A 21,826-nucleotide genomic window follows, 5' to 3' on the forward strand; every position below is an offset into this window, starting at 1 on the left:
TCTATCATTCCGGAAGCTGCCATTCCAATAGATTCAGCAGAACCGCGACGGCCTCCGCGCGGGTCGCCTTGCCGAGCGGGTCGAAAGCGCCCGAACTCTTCCCTTGCATCAGTCCGGCCTGCTGCACGGCGTTCACGGCGGCTTTCGCCCATTGCGGGATAAGCTTGTCGTCCGCGAAACCGGTCGCGGCAGCAAGCCCCGGAGATCCGCCCATCGCGTTAGCGATCATGGCAGCCATCTCCGCCCGCGTAATTTCGGCTCCGGGACGGAAGGTGCCATCGCTGTAGCCCTTGAGAATGCCCGCTTGCGCCGCCAGCGTCACCGACTCCTTCGCCCATGCTCCGATCTTCGCCGCATCCGCGAATTCCGGCGACGCCTCCGTTCCTTGCAGCTTCAGCGCCTTGACCAGCAGCACGGCGAATTCGGCGCGCGTGACCGTCCGGTTCGGCTTAAACGTTCCGTCCGCATACCCCGTGGCAATGCCAGCGGCGACGGCCTCTTGGATCTTCGCCTCCGCCCAATGTCCGGCGATATCGCCGAGCGGCGCAGCGGGTTTCGTCTCCGGACCGGGCTCGCCGCTGCGGTCGACGGCCAGGACGACTACCGGGAGCAGCCGCTTAACGGCGACCGAGATCCGATTGCCGGCAACTTGTCCGCCCTCCAGCTTCGTCCATGTTCCTGCCGCTTCGTCGTATGCAAATACGGCTGGCTGTTGACCTGCCTTCAGCTTGGCTGGATCGAAGGCGAGCGAGACGGCGGCCGGCTGAAGCAGCGGTTCGGCCGGATCGCTCGTTATCCATACGACCGGACCAAGCGCGACGGAGCCGGACGGTAGTGACGCGCCTTGTTGCTGCGTCATCGTTACGTTCAGTTGTTGACCCGAAGCGCCGGCAGGAATTGTGACCGTAATCGCGTCGCCCAGGCGGACGACGCCCTTCTGACTGGCGGGGATCGTAATCCGGCCGTTGTCGGACGAGATTTCGCCCGGAGGCTGCGGCAGCGTCGGGCCTCCGCCCCCGCCTCCGCTGCTTGATGCGCGGAAGACCGCAACCGTGTAAGTCTTCTTCGTGCCGTCCCGCGCCGTCACTTCTATAACGATGTCGTTGCGGCCGACGCTCAAATCGACCTCGGGGCCGAGTTCGCCGCTCCCGACGGGCATCCCGTCGACGGCGACCGAAGCGAGCGGGTCGGATGAGACCGCCGTTACGACGAGACGGGATACGCCGTTCGCGACGTTGACCGTATAGGCCGTCGTCCCGGCAGCGAAGACCGGGGAGAGCGATCCAGCGGACAGCTCCAGTCCGCTCAAATCCGCGTTGTTGCCGGGCTCGCGGTTCACGTTGATCGTATACGCGTTAAACGTGCCGTCCTGCGCGGTCACTCCGATGCGAATCGGGGTCGTTCCCGTCGGGAGCCCGTCGGCCCGATAGTGATAGACCGCCCCGGCGACCGATTGGTAGACGGCTCCCGTCACCGTCACGATCTGCGTCGGATCGGCTTGGGAGAACGATAGACTCAGGCCGGTGTCCGGATAATCCAGATCGACTTCGTAGTTTAATAGAGACGGCGAAAATGCCGGAGACAGCGCGAAGGAATCGACGCTCAGAAAAGAGAGCAACGCATTGTTGCTTAACCATTGGGCGTACAGCGTCAGCGCCCCGTCTCCCATCGGGAACGCGTCGCCCGGCCGATAGGCGATGCCGCTTCCGTCCGCCGCCGCGTTCCAGCCTGCGAACGTATAGCCTGGCTTGTCCAATCCGCCCGCGTTGTCCGGCACGGGAATAACGGTGCCGTAATCGTAGACGCCTCCGGCAGGGACGCTCCCCGCCTCGCTGCCGTTGCCGTCATAGGCGAGGGAATAGCTGTTGATCGTCCATTGCGCGTACAGCGTCACGCCTTCCGTCTCTATGGTCAATGTGTCTCCGGCGGCGTAGGCGATTCCGCTTCCGTCGGCCGCCGTGTTCCAGCCGGCGAACGTATGACCCGTCTTAGCCAAGCCTGCGGCGTTGCCCGGCACAACGACTTGCGAGTTGTAGTCGTAAGCGGTGGCCGTCGGCACGGAGCCGCCCGTGCTGCCGTTGCCGTCGTAGGCCAGCGTATAGCTGTTGATGTCCCATTTCGCGTACAGTGTCAGATCGCTTGCGCCGATCGGCGCTCCGAACGCATACGGCGTCTGCAAGCTCTCATCGGAGTGCCAGCCCGCGAACGTATAGCCCGTTCTTGTCGGTTCGACGGGTTCGACGGCTGGCTGGGCAAAGACGACGGACTGTTCCGTTACTTCCGTGCCGCCGTTGCTGTCGAAGCTCACCCGGTAGTTGTTGATCGTCCATTTCGCGTACAGCGTCAGATCGCTTGCGCCGATCGGCGTTCCGAACGCATACGGCGTCTGCAAATCTTCGTCCGAGTGCCAGCCGGCGAACGTATGACCCGTTCGCGTCGGTTCGGCAGGCTCGACGACGGGCTGAGCAAAGACGACGGACTGTTCCGTTACCTCCGTGCCGCCGTTGCTCTCGAAGCTGACCGTGTAGCTGTTCGCCGTCCATTGCGCGAACAGCGTCACGTCTTCCGCTCCAAGCGAGAAAACGTCGGCCGCGGCATATCCCGCTCCGCTCCCGTCCGCCTTCGTATTCCAGCCTGCGAACGTATGGCCGGTCTTGACGAGGCCGCCTGAATTGGCGTTTACAGTCACGTTAGTACCATACGGAAACGTACCGCCTGCCGGGACGGTTCCGCCGTCGCTGCCGTTGTCGTCGTACGACACCTCATAGTCGTTAACGCTCCACTGCGCGTATAGCGTCACGCCTTCCGTCCCGATGGTCAGCGAGTCGCCCGCGGCATAGACGGTCCCGCTCCCGTCCGCCTTCGTGTTCCACCCCGCGAACGTATGGCCTGTTTTGGCCAGCCCTCCGCTGTTGCCCTGAACCGTAACGCCGCTGCCATAGTCATGGCTGCTTCCGGCCGGAACGGCGCCTCCCGTATGCCCGTTGCCGTCATACGCGACGGGATAGCTGTTGATCGTCCACTTCGCGTATAGCGTCATGTTCGCCGCGCCGATGGGCGCCGCGAAAGAGTACGGCGTCTGCAAGCTCGAATCGGAGTGCCAGCCCGCGAACGTATAGCCCGTCCTGGTCGGAACGTTCGGAGACGCAACCGTCTGGCCGTATACGATCGTCTGATCGTTCACCGGCGTGCCGCCGTTGCTCTCGAAGCTGACCGTGTAGCTGTTCGCCGTCCACTGCGCGTACAGCGTCACGTTCGACGTCCCGATGGTCAGCGAAGCTCCGGGGGCGTAATTCGTCCCGCTTCCGTCCGCCGCCGTATTCCACCCCGCGAACGTATGGCCCGTTCTGGCCAGACTCCCGCTATTGCCCTGTACCGTAACGATGCTGCCGTAGTTGTAGCTGTTTCCCGCAGGAGCGCTGCCGGACGTGCTGCCGTTGCCGTCATAAGCGACCGCATAGCTGTCGATCGTCCAGCGCGCGTACAAAATCACCCCGGCCGGCCCGATCGTTAACGATGCAGCCGGAGCGTAATTCGTTCCGCTCCCGTCCGCCGCCGTGTTCCAGCCTGCAAACGTATGGCCGGTTTTGACCAAGCCGCCCGGATTGCCCTGTACGGTAATCGAGCTGCCGTAAACGTAATTTCCGCCTGCCGGCGCATTCCCTCCCGTACTGCCGTTGCCGTCGTAGGAAACCGGATAATCGTTCGCCGTCCATTGAGCATACAGCGTCACGGCATCCTCGCCCATCGCGAACGTCGCTCCCTCTCCGTATGCCGTCCCGCTTCCGTCCGGAGCCGTATTCCATCCCGCGAACGTATGACCGGTTTTGGCCAAGCCGCCCGGATTGCCCTGTACCGTAACGGTGCTGCCGTAGGCTTGAGAGCTTCCCGCCGGAACGGCGCCGTACGTGCTGCCGTTGCCTTCGTAGGCGACCGCATAGCTGTTAATCGTCCACTGGGCGTACAGCGTCACGGAGTTCTCGCCCATCGCAAACGTCGCTCCCGCTCCGTATGCCGTCCCGCTTCCGTCCGCAGCCGTATTCCATCCCGCGAACGAATGGCCCGGCTTTTGCAAGCCGCCGCTATTGCCCAGCACCGTGACGACGGCATTTTTATCGTACCCCGTCGCTGCGGCCGGAACTGAGCCCCCCGCGCTTCCGTTGCCGTCGTAGGCGACCGTCCGCATCCACTTTTTAACCGTAGCCTTGGAGGATGCTCCGTAATCTTGATAACCCACATAAGGCGTTCCGCCGTAGACTTGCAAGGAAGGGGTTCCGCCCGAGCCCGCTGCGGCACCGCCAATCCATTCCCAGGCGGTTCCCGCATATTTCATAACCGTAATGCCATAGTTGTTGTCAGCGAAAGCGACATAGGGAACTCCGCCATAGACGATCAGAGACAGATACATGGCCGAAGTCGCCGAGAAGCCGGCACCGCCTAATGCCTGCCAGCCGCCGTCGTATTTCATGACCGTAGCCCGGTTGCCGTTCCCCGAATCCCGATAGGCCAGATAAGGAGTGCCGGCATCCACGTAGAGAGACAGATAATCGGTCTGACCTGCCGAAAACTGTCCGCTTCCCACCGTTTCCCAAGCATCGCTGGCGTTTAGCCGGATCACAGTCGCTTTATTATTGCTTAGCGTCAGTTGATAACCGACATAGGGAGTTCCGTTATCCACGTACAGCGACAGAGAGTTGACCTGAGTTCCGGTAAAAAATCCGCCTACGGTATCCCAGCCGCTGCCATTGAATTTCTTCATCGTACCTTTAAAGAAGCTGGCCTGATCCTGATAAGCGACATAGGGAACGCCGTTGTAGACGTACATCGACATATAGTTGGAACCGCCGGCCGACACCGGACCGCCTCCGACAGTCGTCCAGCTCGTCCCGTCGTATTTCATGACGACGATTTTGTTGGCCTGCCCGGAGTCGGTATAAGCGATATAGGGAATTCCATTATCCACCTGAAGATGGATGCCGCTGACCGATCCGGCGGAAAAGCCGACATTGCCTACCGGAGCCCAACTGCCTCCGCTGAATTTCATGACCGTAGCTTTATACGAATTCTGCCCATCCGAGTAGGCCAAATATGGAGTGCCGTCATCCGCGATGAACAGGTCGGAATAGCTGGCCTGGCCCCCCGAAAATCCGGCGTTGCCGACCGTCTCCCACTTGCCGTCGGAAGCCGCGTACGCCCGGCCGCCACCCGATCCGGGCAGTATCGGCAAACCGCCGAACGCGACGATTGCGGCCAACAGAAAAACGATTGCTTTTCGTGCACAGACTTTCATTTTACCCACCTCGATTAATAGAATGGTTCAGGAGAAATTGGCGAACAGCAGAAAACCGCCCAGTGGCGCGATCCAGAGCCACGGAACGGCGTTCCAAACGATCGCGGCCCTGTACCTCCTCCGGGAAAACTTCACCCAGCCGAAGACGATCCCGAGCAGAAGCCCGACCGGATACAGCAGGATTGCGATAAAAATAAGCCATACCGTCGCATGGCCTGCCGCGTCCGGATCGTCGAACAGCATGACGGACATACCGGCCAGGAACAGCCATACGGGGATGAACAGAACGAACAGCGCTTGTGTGACAATCAAAATCCAAAGGGTCATTTTACGCGACATAATCCAACCTCGTCTCGGACGGCATTTTTCTTTTCCAGATTAACGGCAAGGTCTGTCTCCAGACTGAAAAGAAAGCGCTTCATGTCAGGTTTGCGCCAAAAATAGCGAAAAAAAAGAAGAGACGGCCTCCCTCAAAGGGAAAACGCTCTCCGTAAGGAGATGCCTCTTTTCCTAAGGGAATACCTCTCTTCATCTCCGCAAACCGATAAACCAACCGTGACGTTCCGTCTATCTTTCTATCTTCCTATCGCTCTATGCCGCGCTCCAATGGAATCGTCATCTCTACCCGCGTGCCTCTGCCGGGCGCGCTGTCGATCTCCAGCCCCGCGCCGAATTGCCGAAGCAGACGCTGATGGATGTTGCGCAGCCCCACGCCTCCCGCTTCCTCGCGTTCGTGCGAGAGCGCGGCCTGCGCCGGCTGGGACATTCCCGGCCCGTCGTCAGAGACGGCGATGACCGCTGCGTCGTCCAGCATGCGGACGGACACCGTCACGGTTCCCCCGTCCTCCTTCTTCGTCACGCCGTGCCGCACCGCATTCTCCACCAAAGGCTGGATCGTCAGAGGCGGGAGCAGGCAATTCGCACTGCTATCGATCTCGAAGCGAACGCGCAGCCGTTCCCCGAATCTGGCTCTTTCGATCTTCAAATAGGCTTCGGCCAGATCCAGCTCTTTGCGAAGCGGCACGAGCCGCTCCTTGTTCCTGAAGTCGAAGCTGCCGCGCAAGTATCGGCTTAAATACAGCAGCAGATCGTGGGCGGCTTCCGGCTCCTCCAGCAAGAGGGAAAGGATCGTGTTGAGGGCGTTAAACAGAAAATGAGGCTTGATCTGCGCCTGCAGGAAAGCCATCTCCGAACGGACCGCCTCCTCCGCGGAGCGTTTCATCTCCAGCAAAGTGCGGGCGCGTGCTCTTAGATCATAGGCATGGAACGGCTTGGTGACGTAATCGTTCGCCCCGGCCTCGAAGCCGTGCATGACGTCTTCGGGCTCGCTTCTCACCGTCGTGAGCAGAACCGGCAAATCCGACAGCGCATGCTGCTCGCGAATTCTTCGGCAAGTCTCATACCCGGACATGCCCGGCATCATGACGTCGAGAATGACCAACCCGATGCGGCTTCGGTCCTTCGCCAGCGCCTCCAGCGCCTCCGCTCCCCCGGACGCCGTTACGATCTCATATGGCTCGTCCGCGAACACGGCCCTCAGCACGACGAGGTTGACAGGGTCGTCGTCCACGGCCAGGATCGCGAGCTCCCTCGGCGCTGCGTCGCTGTCGGGCGATAGAGCCGCAGCGGCCTCCAGCCGGCTCTGGCGAATTCCGTATCTCTCCGCGCCGTCCGTTTCGGGCAGCGAACGGAGCTCGGTCCGTTCCGGGGACTTGACCGGGCTGACGGGAAGCGTGAACGTGAAGACGGAGCCCCGGCCCGGCTCGGAGTCGACCGTGATCTCCCCTCCGTGCAGCTCGACCAAGCGGCGGGCGATGCCCAGACCAAGTCCGGTTCCGCCGTATTCCCGGGCGACCGACGTGCCCATCTGCTCGAACGTCTGGAAGATCGCCTCGCGCTTGTCTTCCGGTATGCCGATTCCGGTGTCCGATACGGAGACGGCCACTTTGCCGCCCGCGGACGCCGCCGAGACGACGACTTCCCCTTCTGGCGTAAACTTGATGGCATTGCCGATCAGATTGTAGGCGATCTGGAGCAAGCGGCTTTCGTCCGCGACCGCGTTCGGCAGCTCCTCGGGCCATTCCATCCGCAGCGCGACGGGCTTGTCCCCGATATAGTTGCGGAAGATTTCCTGCTGCGAGCCGATGACGGCCCTGACGTCGACCGCCTTCGTCTGCAGTTGAATGCCCCTGTGCTTCAAACGGGACAGGTCCAAAATATCGTTGATCAGATTGGACATCCGGCGGGCGACCGAGACGACGACTTCGAGCTGCTCCCGCTGCTGGACGTTCAGGGGCCCCGACTTGCCGTCCTTCAGCGCCGAGGACAGGTTAAGAATGCCGTGAAGCGGCGTCTTCAGCTCGTGGGACGTATTCGCCAGAAATTCGTCCTTCATCCGGTTCAGGTCGATCAATTCCTCCGACAGCGTTCCAATGACGCGATAGGCGTTCGTGAACCGTCTGGCCAGCTCCAGCGCTTCGATGAAGACGAGCAGCAGGAAGCCGTAAGGGACGAGCTGCAGGTCGACCCAGATGATCACGCCGTTGCTGTACAAAATGTCGTGGAAAGCCGCGGCCACGAAAGCCAGCCAGCCGAGCAGCTGGAGCAGGGCCCCGCTGCGTCCCCTCCACAGCGCCAGCGCGAATCCGTAGATAAAATAGGCCAAGCCGAGCAGCGAGACGACTTTGAAATAATCGATGAAAGCCGTGAACGTGCCGACAGGAAGCAGCAGAGCCGAGGCGGCGAACAATCCGCCGATGCCGGCAAGCGCGCGGACGAGCCGGGAGCTGTACTCCTGCGGGAACAGTTCCTTCACGAACAGCGCCGCCATCGCCACTCCGCCGTAATAGGCCAAATACTCCAGCCGAACGATCGTCCCGATGCTCGTTCCGGGAAATACGTCGATCGCGTACATGCCGCCGACGACCCATAGCCGGGTCGCGCCCAGCAAGCAGCAGAGGCCGAAGTACAGCGTCGACCGGTCCGCCCGGCGCAACAGAAACACCGCGATCTGATAGAAGCCGAGCAGCGCGCAGCCTCCGAACACCGCCATGTCGACGATCGTATTTCTCGTCTTCGTGGCGGCCATGCCGCTTTCCGTCCCCAAGGAGAGACTGAACCAGACGCCGCCGGAAGGATAGAGCGCGTTCGCGACTTGCAGCGTCAGCTCGAATTCGCCGGCTTCGGGCGCGAACGCTGCCGTCTGCGGCCGATAGGCGGATACTGCGGCGTTCAAATCCGCGTCCACCTTGCCCGCCTGCGCGATGAGCCGTCCGTCCGCGTAGAGCCGGTAGGCCGGCGCGATCGCCGGCACGTGCACGGCCAGCAGACCGGTATCCCCTTCGGTCAGGACGGTCAGCCGATACGTCGCGTATCCGCGTCCGGGCTTGCCGTTCGATGCCCATTCCCCCGGCACCCGGGCGTAGTCCGCCGGTCCGCCCGGCTCGCCTCCCGCAATCAGTTCGCTCCAATAGAACCGCCATTCGCCGTTCAGCCTCGCCGCTCCGTCTTCGGAAAAATTCCAATCGCGCAAGTCGATCGTCCCGCTCTTCGCCCGCGGCTTGCCTTCTTCGTTCGACAAGCCCGCGAACGGCCAAGCTATCGCGGCGGCAAACGCGCACAGCAAGACGGCCAGCCCCGCAACTCTAATCATCCGGTCTTTCCGCATCCCCCGACTCACCGTCTTTTCGACTCAATATGGATCGTGCGCTACCGATGCTCTTGAATCAGCTCCAGAAATGCTCTGCCGTATTTCTCGTACTTGGCGGCTCCGACGCCCTTCACGCCCCGCATCTCGCGTTCCGTCTCCGGCATCGCCTCGCACATCTCCCGCAGCGTTGCATCGTGGAAGATGACGAACGGCGGCAGTCCTTCGGCATCGGCGATTCTCTTGCGCAGTTGGCGCAGGGCGTTGAACAGCTCCGCGTTCGCGACCGGAGCGGACGAGCCGCTTCCGCTTCCGCGCGAGCGGCTGCGCGATGCCGGAGGGGTGTCCGGCTCGACCTTCTGGTAGACTTGCGCTTCTCCGCGCATGACCGCGAGCACCGGCTCCATCAGTTGGACGACGGGATACGCCGTATCCGACATGCGCAGGTAGCCGTCGGCCACGAGCGCGTGAATGAGCTGCACGAGCGGCTTCTCGGCCATATGCTTCAGGCGGCCGTAGGAGCGGAGCCGATCGAAGTTGAACTGCTTGATCTTCGCGTCGTTGGCGCCCCGCAGCACCTTCGCCGTCAGCGTGACGCCGAAGCGCTGCTTCATCTCGGAGATGCAGGCGAAAATAAACTTCGCTTCCTCGGTCACGTCCTTGCTCTCGCGCGTATCCGTGCAGTTGCCGCACGTGCCGCAGGCTTGTCCGTTCTCCTCGCCGAAGTAGCGGACGATCGCCAGCTGCAGGCAGTCTCCCGTATGCGCGTACTGGACCATATCGTTGAGCAGCCGGTAATCGTTGCGCTTGCGCTCCTCGTCGGCCTCGCTCTGCTCGATGAAAAACTTCTGCGTCACGACGTCCTGAGCCGAGAACAGCAGCACGCATTCCCCCGGATCGCCGTCCCTTCCGGCGCGGCCGGCTTCCTGATAGTAGGCTTCGAGATTTTTCGGCATGTTGTTGTGGATGACGTACCGAACGTTGGACTTGTCGATGCCCATGCCGAAGGCGTTCGTGGCGACGATGATCTGCAGGTCGTCCCGCTGGAACGCTTCCTGCGTCTCGGCCCGCTCTTCCTCGCTTAAGCCCGCGTGATATTTTCCGACGGGTACTCCCAGACCGCGCACGAAAGAATAGACGCTCTCCACTTCGCGGCGCGTGGAGGCATAGATGATGCCCGCTTGATCCGAATGCTCTCTAATATATCTCTCTACGAAATCCCGCTTGTCCGCGCCGCGGACGACCGACATCGCGAGGTTGCTGCGGGCGTAGCCCGTCGTCACCCGCGCCGGTTCGCGCAGCTTGAGCCGCTCCACGATGTCGTCCTTGACGACGTCGGTCGCGGTCGCCGTGAACGCGGCCATGACCGGACGCGGATCGATGTCCTGCAGCACGCGGACGATCGTCATGTAGCTCGGGCGAAAATCGTGTCCCCATTGCGAGACGCAGTGGGCTTCGTCCACCGCGATCAGCGGCACTTCGAGGCGGCGGATCATCGCGCGAAAATGCTCCGACTCGAGCCGCTCGGGCGCGATATAGAGCAGCTTGTAATGACCGGCCGCCACGTCTCTCATTCTCTCGCTCGTCTCCCGTGCGGAGAGAGAGCTGTTGATATAAGTCGCCTCGATGCCCGCCGCGTTCAGCGAATCCACCTGATCCTTCATCAGCGAGATGAGAGGAGAGACGACGATCGTCACGCCGTCCAGCAGCAGGGCCGGGATCTGGTAGCAGATCGACTTGCCCGCTCCGGTCGGCATAATGCCGAGCACGTCCCGGCCGTCCAGAATCGCTTCGATCAGCTTCTCCTGGCCGGAGCGAAAGCTGTCGTAGCCGTAATACGTTTTCAGCGCGTCAAGCGCGGCCGCTTTCATCGTTCGTCCCCCTTTGCGGGAAGCCAAGGCGAAGCCTCGCCTTCCCAATAGACGTGCAGCACGTGCAAAGCTCGCGTGCATACCGTATAAAGCAGCTTGCGGTCCTTCTCCTGTCCATAACGCTTGGAGGAAGCGTTCCAGACGAGCACGGCGTCGAATTCGATTCCTTTGGCCAAGTAAGCCGGCAGCACCGACACGCCCTTCGGCAGTTCGGCCGAGCCGCCCGTAACGAGCGTCAGCGGAACGTCGTCCGCCAGCAGCTCCTTCAGCAGCGCCGCCGCGTCCGCGGCCTCGTTCGCCGTCTTCGTGATGACGCCGATCGTCCCGTGGCCCCTTGCGAGCAGTTCCCCGATATCCGCCGATGCGCGGTCTCCCAGTTCGCCGGGGTCGGCGCAGGCGATCAGGCGCGGCGGCTCTCCGCTGCGATGGAACGGGGCAATATTCGCCGCGTCCTCGGGCGTCAGAATGCCTTTCGTAAAGTTCACGATCTGCTCGGTCGAGCGATAGCTGGTCGTCAGCCGCAGCACGGACGTCACCTCGGGCGCCATCAGCCTCGTCCAGCCGCCGAAGCCTCCGCTCTCCTGCGACTGCACGTAGATCGCCTGGTTGAAATCGCCCAGCACAGTCATTCGCGCGCGCGGATAGCGGCGGCGCAGGAACGCCGCCTGGAACGGAGAATAGTCCTGCGCTTCGTCGACGAACACGTGCTGAATGTCGCCTTCGACGCGCCGGAAGCCTTCCAGCGCTTCCGACAAGTACATGAGCGGCGTCGCGTCCTCATGATCGATTCGCTTGCGTCCGATCGTCTCTTCGATGCGCAAGCTCATCCAATCCCACCCCTGAGGCAGCATGCCGTCCGGTGAGCAAGAGGCAAACGCCGGACGGCTCTCGAACAGCACCGCATAGGTCGCGACGGCGTCGATGAAGCGATAGGAGCGCACCGCCTTGGCGATCGGCGCGATCGCCGCCTCGGCCACTTGGCGCTTCAGCCTGAGACTCATCTGCTCCTCGTCGTCGAACACTTCCTCATGGAAGCCGCCGCTGCGGCGAACGTCGACGTACGCGCGCTGGATGTCCTCCTGGTCGACGAGCTCGGCCGCTTCCTCCAGCCACTTCTCGCCCATCTGCGATTCCACCCACGTCTTCAGCCGCTCCAGCAGCCAGCGCTTGACCGTCGCCGCGCGCGTGGCGAAGCCGTCCGAAGCACGCACGGCGTAAAACTGCCCGGCGATCTCCTCTGCGGACGCGATCGTCATATCCCGGAACCGCAGCGTGCGGAATTGGACGCCCTCCTTCTCCAGCCGCTTCAAGTAATTTTCGACCGTGATGAAAAAATGCTCCGATCCTTTGTACTTGACCGACCGCTCGCGGGCTTCTCCTTCCGGCGTTCCGTCGATCCCGTCCAGCGCTTCCGTCTGGGAGAACAGATCCTCGACCTCGAACCGGCGCCCCAGCCGGGCTTCGATCAGCTCGCGGAACGTCATCTGGCGCATGTTCGCTTCGCCCAGGTCGGGCAGCACGCGCGAGATGTAGCCTTTGAACACCGGGTTGGGAGAAAACAGGATAATCTGATCCGGCGTCAGCGAATCGCGGAACCGGTACAGCAAATACGCGATCCGCTGCAGGGCGGCCGAAGTCTTCCCGCTTCCCGCCGCGCCCTGCACGACGAGCAGCTTGTGCCTCTCGTCGCGGATGATGCCGTTCTGCTCCTTCTGGATCGTCGCCACGATGCTTTTCATCGCCGTATCCGAGCCCTCGGACAGCACCGCCTGCAAAATCTCGTCCCCGACCGTCTCCGACGTGTCGAACATATGCTTCATCAGGCCGCCGCGAATGACGAACTGGCGCTTCAGCTCCAGCTCGCCCTCGATCTCTCCGTCCGGAACGCGATATGCCGCCGGTCCCGGCTCATGATCGTAGAACAGGCTGGACACCGGGGCCCGCCAATCGTAGACGTAGAACGTCTCCCCATCTTCGCCGATCAAGGAAGCGCGGCCGATGTAGACGACCTCGGTCTCCCCTCCGCGCTCGGCGAAATCGATGCGCGCGAAATACGGCGAATCGAACTGCTTCGTCAACCGCTCCACCGCCTCCGAGGCGACGCGGTGGCTGCGCTCCCGTTCGGCCAGCACTTCGGCCTGCTGCACGATGCTGGTCCACGTCTCGGCGACTTCGGACGAATCCGAGAAGTTCATCCTGACGTCCTCCCAGAATTCCTGACGGATGCCGACGACGTCTCCCCGCCTCTCTCCGAGCACGGCAAGCTCCTTGCGCATCCGTCTGCCGACCTGCTCCAGCACGGCCAGCAGCCGTTTTTCTTCCTCTTCCCGGGGGGATAAGGAACTGTTCTCCATGCTTCTCGACTCCCTGCGCGTAAACTTCGTATTCTTTGTTGTAACATGCGAGGGATGCCGAACGCAACCTCCTCCAAGCGTCCTTACGACGCAAGCAAAACCGCTTTCGGCGTCCTCAGGACGATGAATGCGGTTTGTCGGAGACGATTCAGACAAGGATAGCGGATTTTATACTTGCGCAATCGTTCGAAAAAACCGGACAACCCGGCATTTGAGATGCCGGACTGCCCGGTTCTGTGATTCCGTAAAGCTTCCGTCCAGGTGAATACGCCCCTCTGCCGTTCCTGGCGACTCCTGTCAGTTCGCAACAAACCGCAGGAAGTTTTTGAACATCTGCGCTACCTCGGCGCGGCTTGCGTCTCTTTGCGGCATAAATCCATTGTTGCTGCCGTTCAGAACACCCGCCTCTGACAGTTTACGCACCGCCGTTTCCGCCCACGTATCGATTTGGTTGTAATCGACGAAGTTTGGCAGAGAGCGGTTCTCGATAAGGTCATAGCTTTTGAAATTCGCATAGTTCATCAGCATAAGCGCCATTTCCTGACGAGTGATCGCTCTGTTGGGAGCGTATTTCCCATCGCTGACACCGCGCACTATGCCGTTTTCAGCCGCCCACTGCGCAGGAGCGTAATACCATGCGCCGGGAACAACGTCGATGAATTTTCCGGAACCGCTTGGCGCCTGGGCACCTTCCAGTTTCCACAACACCGTTACGAACATCGCTCTGGTCATTCTGTCCTCCGGAGCGAACATCCCGCCGCCGTAACCGGCGAACAGATCATAGTAGTTGGCATATGCCACCGCGTCATAGTACCACGCGCCTTTGGCTATGTCTTTAAATGGGTTTGCCCAAAGTGTTGCCGGTTCGTAGCCTGCGACAAAATAGCTCTGATGATTGACGGCAAATGTAATCAAGCCCGTGTTCCTGTCATACACACCGTTCAAATCGGTCAGATTCCCGTTGTCGTCCAAGTACCACGCGCGGACGGCAGCGGGATTCTCGTTGGGCTTGAGCGTGTACGGAAGGTTGACCGTGATCGGAACGTCGATCTTCTTGCCGCCTACGAACACGTCGATGTTGACCACCGTTCCATAGCCTTTGACTTGCGCCCTCTGCATCCCCTTAAGATCCTTCTGCTCCACGACTGCTGCCTTTATCTTGACGGTTTCGCCGACTTTGGTCACAGCTCCCAGGGAAGCCAATGTTTCCAGCGAGAGAGTGATCGACCCGACAGGGAATTTGACTGCCAAGGCAACCCCTTTCTTGCTCAACGCTTGCACGGCTTCCATGCTTAATACGGCTGCCGTCACTTCTTTTGTTCCGGAAAGGTCGAGTGTGACTGCGGAATCCGCGTCGGCGATCAAAGCTTCTATAGCTTGCTCGTCCAGAACCACTGAAACCTCGCCGGTGATATCATTCACCGTTACAGGAAAAGCTGCGGAGCTCCCGCTGCCGCTGTCGGGAATAGTTGCAGGCGGAGTTGTTCCGCCCCCGCTTCCGCCGCCGGGAGGAACGTAAGTCAGCGTACCGGTTGCCGCAAGACCGCCGTCTCTGTCATTGACGTACACCGTATAGCTTGAACCTGTTAGCGTGATTTTGTCTGCAGCCGTAAAGCTGCCGTCTGAACTCACCGTGACGTCGGTCATTGTTTTCAAAGAACTGCCGTCAAGCAATCTGACGATGTAGGAACCCGGCGTGAACCCCGTCCCCTTATAGGTTATCACGCTGTTGGAGTAGCTTGCCGTTACAGTCGGCGGATTAACGGCCGCTAACGAAAGAGGAACTGCGGCCAAGCACATCGATAATATAATCGCAAGGAGCAATATTGTTTTTTTCATTTCAGATTTTCCTCCTTGGCTATATTATTTAAGCGCTCCGTTATAAGCCTCGATTTTGCCGATAGTGGTTCCGACCAAATCAGGAGATCCGCTTAAGAGCCACACTTCCACACCGGCATTGGGTTTGGCGTACGTGACGAATATATCGTCCCTGCCATCGCCTCTCAAAGAAACGATACTGCTCGCAACGGTTGTTACAGCTTGCCCGCCGATAGTTGCGGTCTCCGTAACTTTGGTGAGCAGATACATACCCGCGAGATTCGAGATATCGGCCGTGTTCACGCTGACAGCGCGCTTATAGCCGATTCCCCCTTGGCTCTCCTGACCGATTTCAATGTTGAAGGTGTCGTCAGAAGGGCCCGTATAACCCTCGTTGATCTGCAGAATGGTAACCGTACCGGAAACTTCATTCGCTACCAGCACCATCGGCCACCCGGTAGGGCTGTTCTCGGCGGAGATGACGCTGATCCCTTCGGCGCCGAGATCATTTACATTGTCATCCATCGTTTTTGAAGGATTGCGGTTGTTAAAGTAATCTATAAATACAGGAGCCGCCGGGTTGGTAATGTCATACATCATCAAGCCGCCAATACGTTCCAGGCCGACAAATGCGTAAGCTTTGGAACCGACTTGAAGAACCTTTATATCTTCCGGTTCGGGGCCTTTCCGCGGGCTTCTGGCCTCCATGCCGTTAGCTCTGTGGTGCGCATTGAAAATAGTCGGGAAAAGTTCAGCCGTAATCCGCTCAAAGTCGGAGCCGCTGTCATAGACAAGTGACAGATCGGAAGCCTTCCAGATCGAGAAGGAACGACCGCCCATCGTAAAGATGTCATCCGGCCTGTCTTTCAATACCTCGCGCTCCGAGTTGATCAACCACTCGGCGCTGCCTACATTCCCGAGTCCGGGAATAGAACTGCCCTCGTTGATGTCTTTGTATCCAGCCCAGTCGCTGCGAGATTCTCCCTCGTTGGGAGTCAGTACGTATTGGACGCCGCCGATGTTGATGGTGGCGAGGCCGTCTGGCATATAGACGCCGAACACAGGCTCTTTCTTGATGTTGACGATTCCGTCGTTTCGGAAGTCGAGCTCGTTTCCGGGCTGACTGTGATCTTTAAATCCCAGGCCTTTAATCGAAGTGAATGTCTTGGCAGCAATATCAAATGTCGCAACCGCATTGGCTTCCTGCAGGGAAACATACGCCGTTAAGTTATCCGCAGAGAACGTGATGTACTCCGGCTCCAGATCCACCGAGGGTGCGGTGCCTGTTTTCAGAAGCACAAGGTCGGCCACCAGTTGAGCCCGTGCTTCAGCAGCGTCGTAATTGTCAAAATAAACTGTGGTCACCTTGCCAGTCGTAAGGTTTCTAAGGTCGTCATGATTGTTTGCGCTGCGCAGGTCAACGATCGTGACCGAACCCTTCGGGTCAACCGACCCCGGTCCAAAATTTCTGCGCTCGCCCTCGTTGGCGGTCATCACATAATGGTCGTCGGGGCTGAAGCCGATCATATCAGGCTGGATTCCTGCCTCGTAATGTGCGATATAGTTGCCGTCGTAATCCAAAAATACGATATACCCGTTTTTGTCGGAATCCGCCAAATAGTCTCCCCGCTGTACGCTGACGGCAATTGCCTTCAGGCGCGTGTTGATGGACACGCTCGTCATGTCGCCGGCCGAAAAACCATTTGCCGTTCCAATCGAGGCAATGTTAACCCGTTTCTCATAGGCATAGGAGTTAAGCTCTCCCGCCGTAATATCGGCAAGAGGTACGATGTCCAACGCCTGTATTGTACCGCTAATAACATACATTTTTTGGTTGTCTTTGTTATACGCCACGATTTCGGCTACGCCGCCGTCTGGATGCTTATCGCCGACAGAATAACTGCCCAGATGAATCATCTTTGTGCCGTAAGTAGCGGGAAGCGCCGAAGTGATTGCAAAGCTTTTACTCGCTGAACCGGAATATCCTCCGCCCGGCTTCGCAGTGACGGTAACTTGCGCAGTTGTCCCCACATTGGTGTTGTTGCTGTATGAAAGAGTGTAGTGCTCACCTTCAATAAGAGGCGTGCCTCCGTCGGTTACTGTCACCACAGGTTCAATGGGAGCGCCCTTGAAGGCTTGTCCCGCTATTGCCGAGATCATGGATTCCGTGATCGGCGTTCCGCCGCTGCCTATTGCATCGCCGGTGATAACGATGTCGTTGATGGAAGTGTTGCCGTTTTTGGTGCCGCTTATCGCACTGTCTACCAGGTAGACTCTGAGATATACTACGTCCTTGTCGTTCAGTTCCGCCGGAAGAGAAAAATCAGTGTAAGCCGGACGAAGGTCGGAATAAGCATCTGTGGCGGCTTCTTTGGGAGTGTTTATCTTGGAGCCCGCAATAGGCGTAAACGGGCCAGTCGGGTTGCCTATGCTGTAGGCAAGCGCGAAGTAGTCGGGGCCGCTTCCCGTGGATTTCTGCGAGCTGGAGAACTTGATGTTCTCGTACCCGGCTGTTTTGAATTGGATTTGGAACGCCGAGGCGTTGGCAACGGTAGCGTCTGCGTCTACCGTTGCAGAGTTTGCCGACTGCCAGCCATTTGATGACAGAGAGCCATTGTTGAGGACAACAGGCGTCCTGTTGCTGCCGGCATATCCGATCAGAACCTGTTGATTCTCGCTCCACGCGGTCAGTTTGAAATTGTCCTGGTACAACCCGCCGGTAGCGGTAAAATGGGAAGTGCCCGGAACAGTCTCATAGTCAAAAGCGGCTGCGGCGTTATTCGCCTCATACCTTAAACCCATCAGTTCCGCGTTGACTGCACCGCCCGCTGTCGCATCGCCGGTGATGACGATGTCGTTGATCGAAGTGTTGCCGTTTTTAGTGCCGCTTATCGCACTGTCTACCAGGTAGACTCTGAGATATACTTCGTTCTTGTCGTTCAGTTCCGCCGGAAGATTAAAATGACTGTAAGCCGGACGAAGATCGGAATAAGCATCTGTGACGGCCTCTTTGGGAGCGTTGATTTTGGAGCCCGCAATAGGCGTAAACGGACCTGTCGGGTTGCCTATGCTGTAGGCAAGCGCGAAAGATTCGGGGCCGCTTCCCGTGGATTTCTGCGAGCTGGAGAACTTGATGTTCTCGTAACCGGCGGTTTTGAATTGAATTTGGAACGCCGAGGCGTTGGCAACGGTAACGTCTGCGTCCACCGTTGCAGAATCTGCAGACTGCCAGCCGTTAATTGTAGAACCATTGTTGAAAACAACAGGCGTCCTGACGTCACCGTTATATCCGATCAGAACCTGCTGATTCTCGCTCCATGCAGTCAGTCTGGAATCGTTCTGGAACACTCCGGAAGTTGCGGCGAAATGAGAAGATCCCGGAATCACCACACGGTCAAACTCAGCCACGGCATTGTTCGCCGTGTGAACCATACTCGCCAGAGCCGTTCCTGACGACGTGCTGGCCTGGAGGGACGGAGCTGCTCCCGTAAACAAGCCTAATGTCATGCATACAATCAGCACCCACGATAAAATGCGTTTCGGTTTGGATATGCTCATTTTTGCCATCTCCTTAAAAATAGTAGTTCCCTGACAAACTGTTTTTCCCAGTGTACAAGCACTGCATTAACAGGAATCCCTGACATTTGTAAAGCGCATGTTAAACTTTCGGGGGGCGGTTCAGACAAAAAAATGGCGATGCTGAGGGAGTTTATCCCCGCATCGCCATTTCTGATCTTCGGTCTATTGCTGACTTCGTCACCGACTCTTCACGAGAAGCTCGACGGCCTGCTGGACCATCTTCTTCGTGTCCCCGCCCGAAGCCTGCTCCTGAAGAATGCATTGCTCCAGGTTCTCGGCCACGATCGTCGCGATCGCTTTGTCGGCGGCGCTGCGGACGGCGGACAGCTGGGTGATGACGTCTTTGCAATCCTTGCGTTCCTCCATCAGCCGCAGCACCCCGCGAACTTGTCCTTCCAGCCTTCTCAGCCTCTTTTTCACATCGTCGTTGTATTCGTATGCCAATTCCATCGCCCCCCTTCGCTTTGTCGACGCGCATGATACCTAGATGGGTATATTATAGTCCAAAAAAGAAAGCCGTGCCAGGTCAGATGAACAGATTCACCTTGGCCCTCGTCGCGTCTCCGAGATAAGCGCCCACTCCCGCCAGCTCCATGCCGTCAATCAGTTCCTCTCGCTTCAGACCGAGCAGATCCATCGTCATCGTGCAAGCGACCAGCTTGACCCCTTGCTCCTGCGCCAGTTCGACCAATTGCGGCAGGGTGAGCGCGTTGTGCTTCTTCATGACGTGCTTGATCATAACCGGCCCCATGCCCATCATGTTCATCTTGGACAGTCCGAGCTTCCTCGCTCCCCGCGGCATCATCCAGCCGAACATTTTCTCCAGCAAGCCCTTGTCGGTCTTGACGACCTCGTCCTTGCGCATCGCGTTAAGCCCCCAGAAGGTGAAAAAAATCGTCACGTCATGATCGTAAGCGGCCGCCCCGTTGGCAATAATGAAAGCCGCGATTGCCTTGTCCAGCTCTCCGCTGAACAGTACGATCGTCGTTCGCTCCTTGTCCGTCGTAACTTCCATGAATTGAATTCCCCCTGTCGTTAAAATAATAAGTCCGTCCATATTTTCACGACCGTAGCCGAGATAAGCGCGATTAACATCCATTGCAGCGTCTTCGTGCCGATCTTCTTGCTCATCCTCGCCCCGATCGGGGCCGCGATCAAGCTTGCGACGATCATGACGACGGAAGGCCAGAGCGGCATGTGGCCGCCCATCAGCTTGCCCGCCGTCGAGCCGATCGACGAGACGAACGTGATGACGAGCGAGGATGCGATCGCGACTCTCGTCGGAATGCGCAGGATGACGAGCATGACCGGCACGGTGATGAACGCTCCCGCGGCTCCGACAATGCCGGACACGATTCCGATCGCCAGGGAGAGCGCGAACGCGAGCTTCTTGTTGAAGCTCAGAGCGGCAGCATCGCCCCCGCCTTCATCTGCCCGTTTCGGAAAAAACATCATCACGGCCGCAATGAGCGCCAAGACGGCATAGGTCGCATTAATGGCGGAGTCGGGCAGCCACTGCGAACCGTAACCTCCGGCGAAGCCGCCCGCCACGATCGCCGTTCCCATCACGATGACGAGCGATTTGTGGATGTAGCCTCCCTGGCGGAACACGAGCGCTCCGGAGAGCGTCGCGAAGAATACCTGAATCGCGCTGATCGCCGACACCTGCTGGGCGGTAAACGCCGTAAAGCCGAGCGCAGGAGGAATGTAGAGCAGCATCGGGTACTTGACGATCGAGCCGCCGATTCCAACCATGCCCGAGATCATCGAGCCGACAAAACCGATCGCAAACAGCAGCGCGGCCAAACCCGGGTCCAGGTCGAACGCCATCGCATCGAGCACCTCCCTTGTGCGGGGCGCGGACGCCTCAGCCCTTCCGGATCAGAAAACGGAAAACGCCGTTCGTTTCCTCGTGCGAAATCCATTCGTTCGGGGACTGCTTAACCCATGCCTGGAAGTCGTTCAAAGCCCCCCGATCCGTCGCCAGCAGCTCCAGCACTTGCCCAGCCTGCATTCCGTCGAGCGCTCTCTTCGCCTTAACGAGCGGCATCGGGCAAGCCAAACCTTTCGTATCCACAGTCAAATCGATGTTAGCCATATTTCTGTTCCTCCTATTTGTCGTGAATGGCGCAGCGGTTCGGTCCGATTTCCATTTCCCGCTGCTCTTCCTCGTCCGGGGTCAATCGCCCCATGTTGGTCTGGCGAATTTGCTTGTAGGCATTCGGCTGAGGGGGCAAATCCGCCGTGACGGCCTCATCGAAAACCGCCTCGTCCGCAATGTTCAGCCCCGGATTGTTCGCATACAAATCTTCCAGCTTCGCGGATACGCTCCCGTCTTCGGCGAGCTCTTCGGGCTGTCCGTAGTGGGCCGGCAGCACGATCAGGCGAGCGGGCAGCCTTTTGTAGGTTTCGTACAGCGTTCTGCGCAGATCGCCCGACCAGGCTTCGGCTTGGCCAGCCAAATCCGGACGGCCGATCGAAGCCGCGAACAGAATGTCTCCGCTCAGCAAATACCGGTCGTCGACAATAAGCGAAGTGCTTCCGATCGTATGCCCCGGGGAGTATATCGGCTGAATGGCGATCTCCGAGCGGCCGACCTGGATCGTGCGCCCTTCCTCCAGCGGCTCGTAGGGGAATACCACTTCATCCGCGTCCTTGGCGGGCAGCCAGTAGGTCGCTCCGGCCTCTTCGGCGATTTTCCGCCCGCCGGAAATGTGATCCGCATGCAGATGGGTGTCGATCGCATGGCGGATGACCGCGCCCCTCTCTTGCGCGAATCCGGCGATCGCACCGGTCATCCGGGGCGCATCCACGACGGCCGCTTCGCCTTCCGAGACGATCATATACGACAGGCAGCCTTTGCCCGGCCGTACGAACTGATACAGCTCGCCGCCGTTCAGGTCTCCGATCTTGACCGGCTCCAGGTGCTCGCTCCATGCTTTCATGCCGCCTTCCAAGTAACGCACGTCGTTGCGACCTGACTCCGCAAGTTGATCGGCAACGAAACGGGAAGAGCCTTCCTTGGCGCAGGCGACCAGTATCGTTCCCTCTTCAGGCAGAAGCGGCAGAGCAGGTTCGGGACCTTCCAGCAGTTCGAAGTAAGGAACGTTGGCGCTTACGATGCTGGGTCCTTCGATTTTCCAATCCGCGTAGGCGTCGCCGTTGCGAACGTCCAGAACAAACAGCGGTTTGCGTCCGATCAAGGCGCGCGCCACTTCCCCGGGCGTCATCGGGGCGGCTTGGCGGCTCCGCGTTTCGTCCTCCCACT

Annotated in this window: 12 protein-coding genes; all 12 read right to left on the reverse strand. The window is 59.4% G+C overall.

From position 1 onward, the window contains the following. Positions 1 to 4 precede the first annotated feature (4 nt). The 12 genes from B0G52_RS28340 to B0G52_RS28395 all read right to left on the reverse strand — a co-directional run bounded on the left by B0G52_RS28340 (position 5) and on the right by B0G52_RS28395 (position 21,788). Positions 5 to 5,290: an InlB B-repeat-containing protein gene (locus tag B0G52_RS28340; RefSeq protein ID WP_094049635.1), complete on the reverse strand. Its 5,286-nt coding sequence runs from the start codon at positions 5,288 to 5,290 to the stop codon at positions 5 to 7. Positions 5,291 to 5,317: 27 nt separating this feature from the next. After that, positions 5,318 to 5,629 carry a hypothetical protein gene (locus B0G52_RS28345; RefSeq protein WP_094049637.1) on the reverse strand — a complete coding sequence of 104 codons (312 nt, stop codon included), beginning with the start codon at positions 5,627 to 5,629 and terminating at the stop codon, positions 5,318 to 5,320. A 244-nt stretch (positions 5,630 to 5,873) separates the two neighbouring features. Continuing rightward, on the reverse strand, positions 5,874 to 8,942 hold the full coding sequence (locus B0G52_RS28350; RefSeq protein ID WP_158223910.1) for an ATP-binding protein: 3,069 nt from the start codon (positions 8,940 to 8,942) through the stop codon (positions 5,874 to 5,876). A 56-nt stretch (positions 8,943 to 8,998) separates the two neighbouring features. After that, positions 8,999 to 10,807 (reverse strand): DNA helicase RecQ, encoded by a 1,809-nt coding sequence (gene recQ, locus B0G52_RS28355; RefSeq protein ID WP_094049642.1) that lies wholly within the window; start codon positions 10,805 to 10,807, stop codon positions 8,999 to 9,001. Further along, on the reverse strand, positions 10,804 to 13,161 hold the full coding sequence (gene helD / locus B0G52_RS28360) for an RNA polymerase recycling motor HelD (RefSeq protein WP_094049644.1): 2,358 nt from the start codon (positions 13,159 to 13,161) through the stop codon (positions 10,804 to 10,806). The genes recQ and helD overlap by 4 nt, the downstream gene beginning before the upstream one ends. A gap of 297 nt (positions 13,162 to 13,458) precedes the next feature. Further along, positions 13,459 to 15,000 carry an S-layer homology domain-containing protein gene (locus tag B0G52_RS28365; protein WP_094049646.1) on the reverse strand — a complete coding sequence of 514 codons (1,542 nt, stop codon included), beginning with the start codon at positions 14,998 to 15,000 and terminating at the stop codon, positions 13,459 to 13,461. 24 nt (positions 15,001 to 15,024) lie between these two features. Then, a complete protein-coding gene (locus B0G52_RS28370; RefSeq protein WP_094049648.1) occupies positions 15,025 to 18,537 on the reverse strand; it encodes a choice-of-anchor I family protein in 3,513 nt (1,170 codons plus the stop codon). 198 nt (positions 18,538 to 18,735) lie between these two features. Then, entirely contained in the window at positions 18,736 to 19,002 is a 267-nt protein-coding gene (locus tag B0G52_RS28375; RefSeq protein WP_094049812.1) for a metal-sensitive transcriptional regulator, read from the reverse strand. 82 nt (positions 19,003 to 19,084) lie between these two features. After that, complete coding sequence (locus tag B0G52_RS28380) at positions 19,085 to 19,573, reverse strand: DsrE/DsrF/DrsH-like family protein (RefSeq protein ID WP_094049650.1); 489 nt, start codon at positions 19,571 to 19,573, stop codon at positions 19,085 to 19,087. Between the two features lie 20 nt (positions 19,574 to 19,593). Next, complete coding sequence (locus tag B0G52_RS28385) at positions 19,594 to 20,388, reverse strand: sulfite exporter TauE/SafE family protein (RefSeq protein ID WP_094049652.1); 795 nt, start codon at positions 20,386 to 20,388, stop codon at positions 19,594 to 19,596. A 37-nt stretch (positions 20,389 to 20,425) separates the two neighbouring features. Then, positions 20,426 to 20,656 (reverse strand): sulfurtransferase TusA family protein, encoded by a 231-nt coding sequence (locus B0G52_RS28390; protein WP_094049654.1) that lies wholly within the window; start codon positions 20,654 to 20,656, stop codon positions 20,426 to 20,428. Positions 20,657 to 20,669: 13 nt separating this feature from the next. Further along, positions 20,670 to 21,788, reverse strand: coding sequence for an MBL fold metallo-hydrolase (locus tag B0G52_RS28395; RefSeq protein ID WP_233163159.1), 1,119 nt, complete (start codon positions 21,786 to 21,788; stop codon positions 20,670 to 20,672). Positions 21,789 to 21,826: the final 38 nt, after the last annotated feature.

Origin of the sequence: Cohnella sp. SGD-V74 (assembly GCF_003001675.1) — a bacterium.
Classification (GTDB): domain Bacteria; phylum Bacillota; class Bacilli; order Paenibacillales; family Paenibacillaceae; genus Cohnella.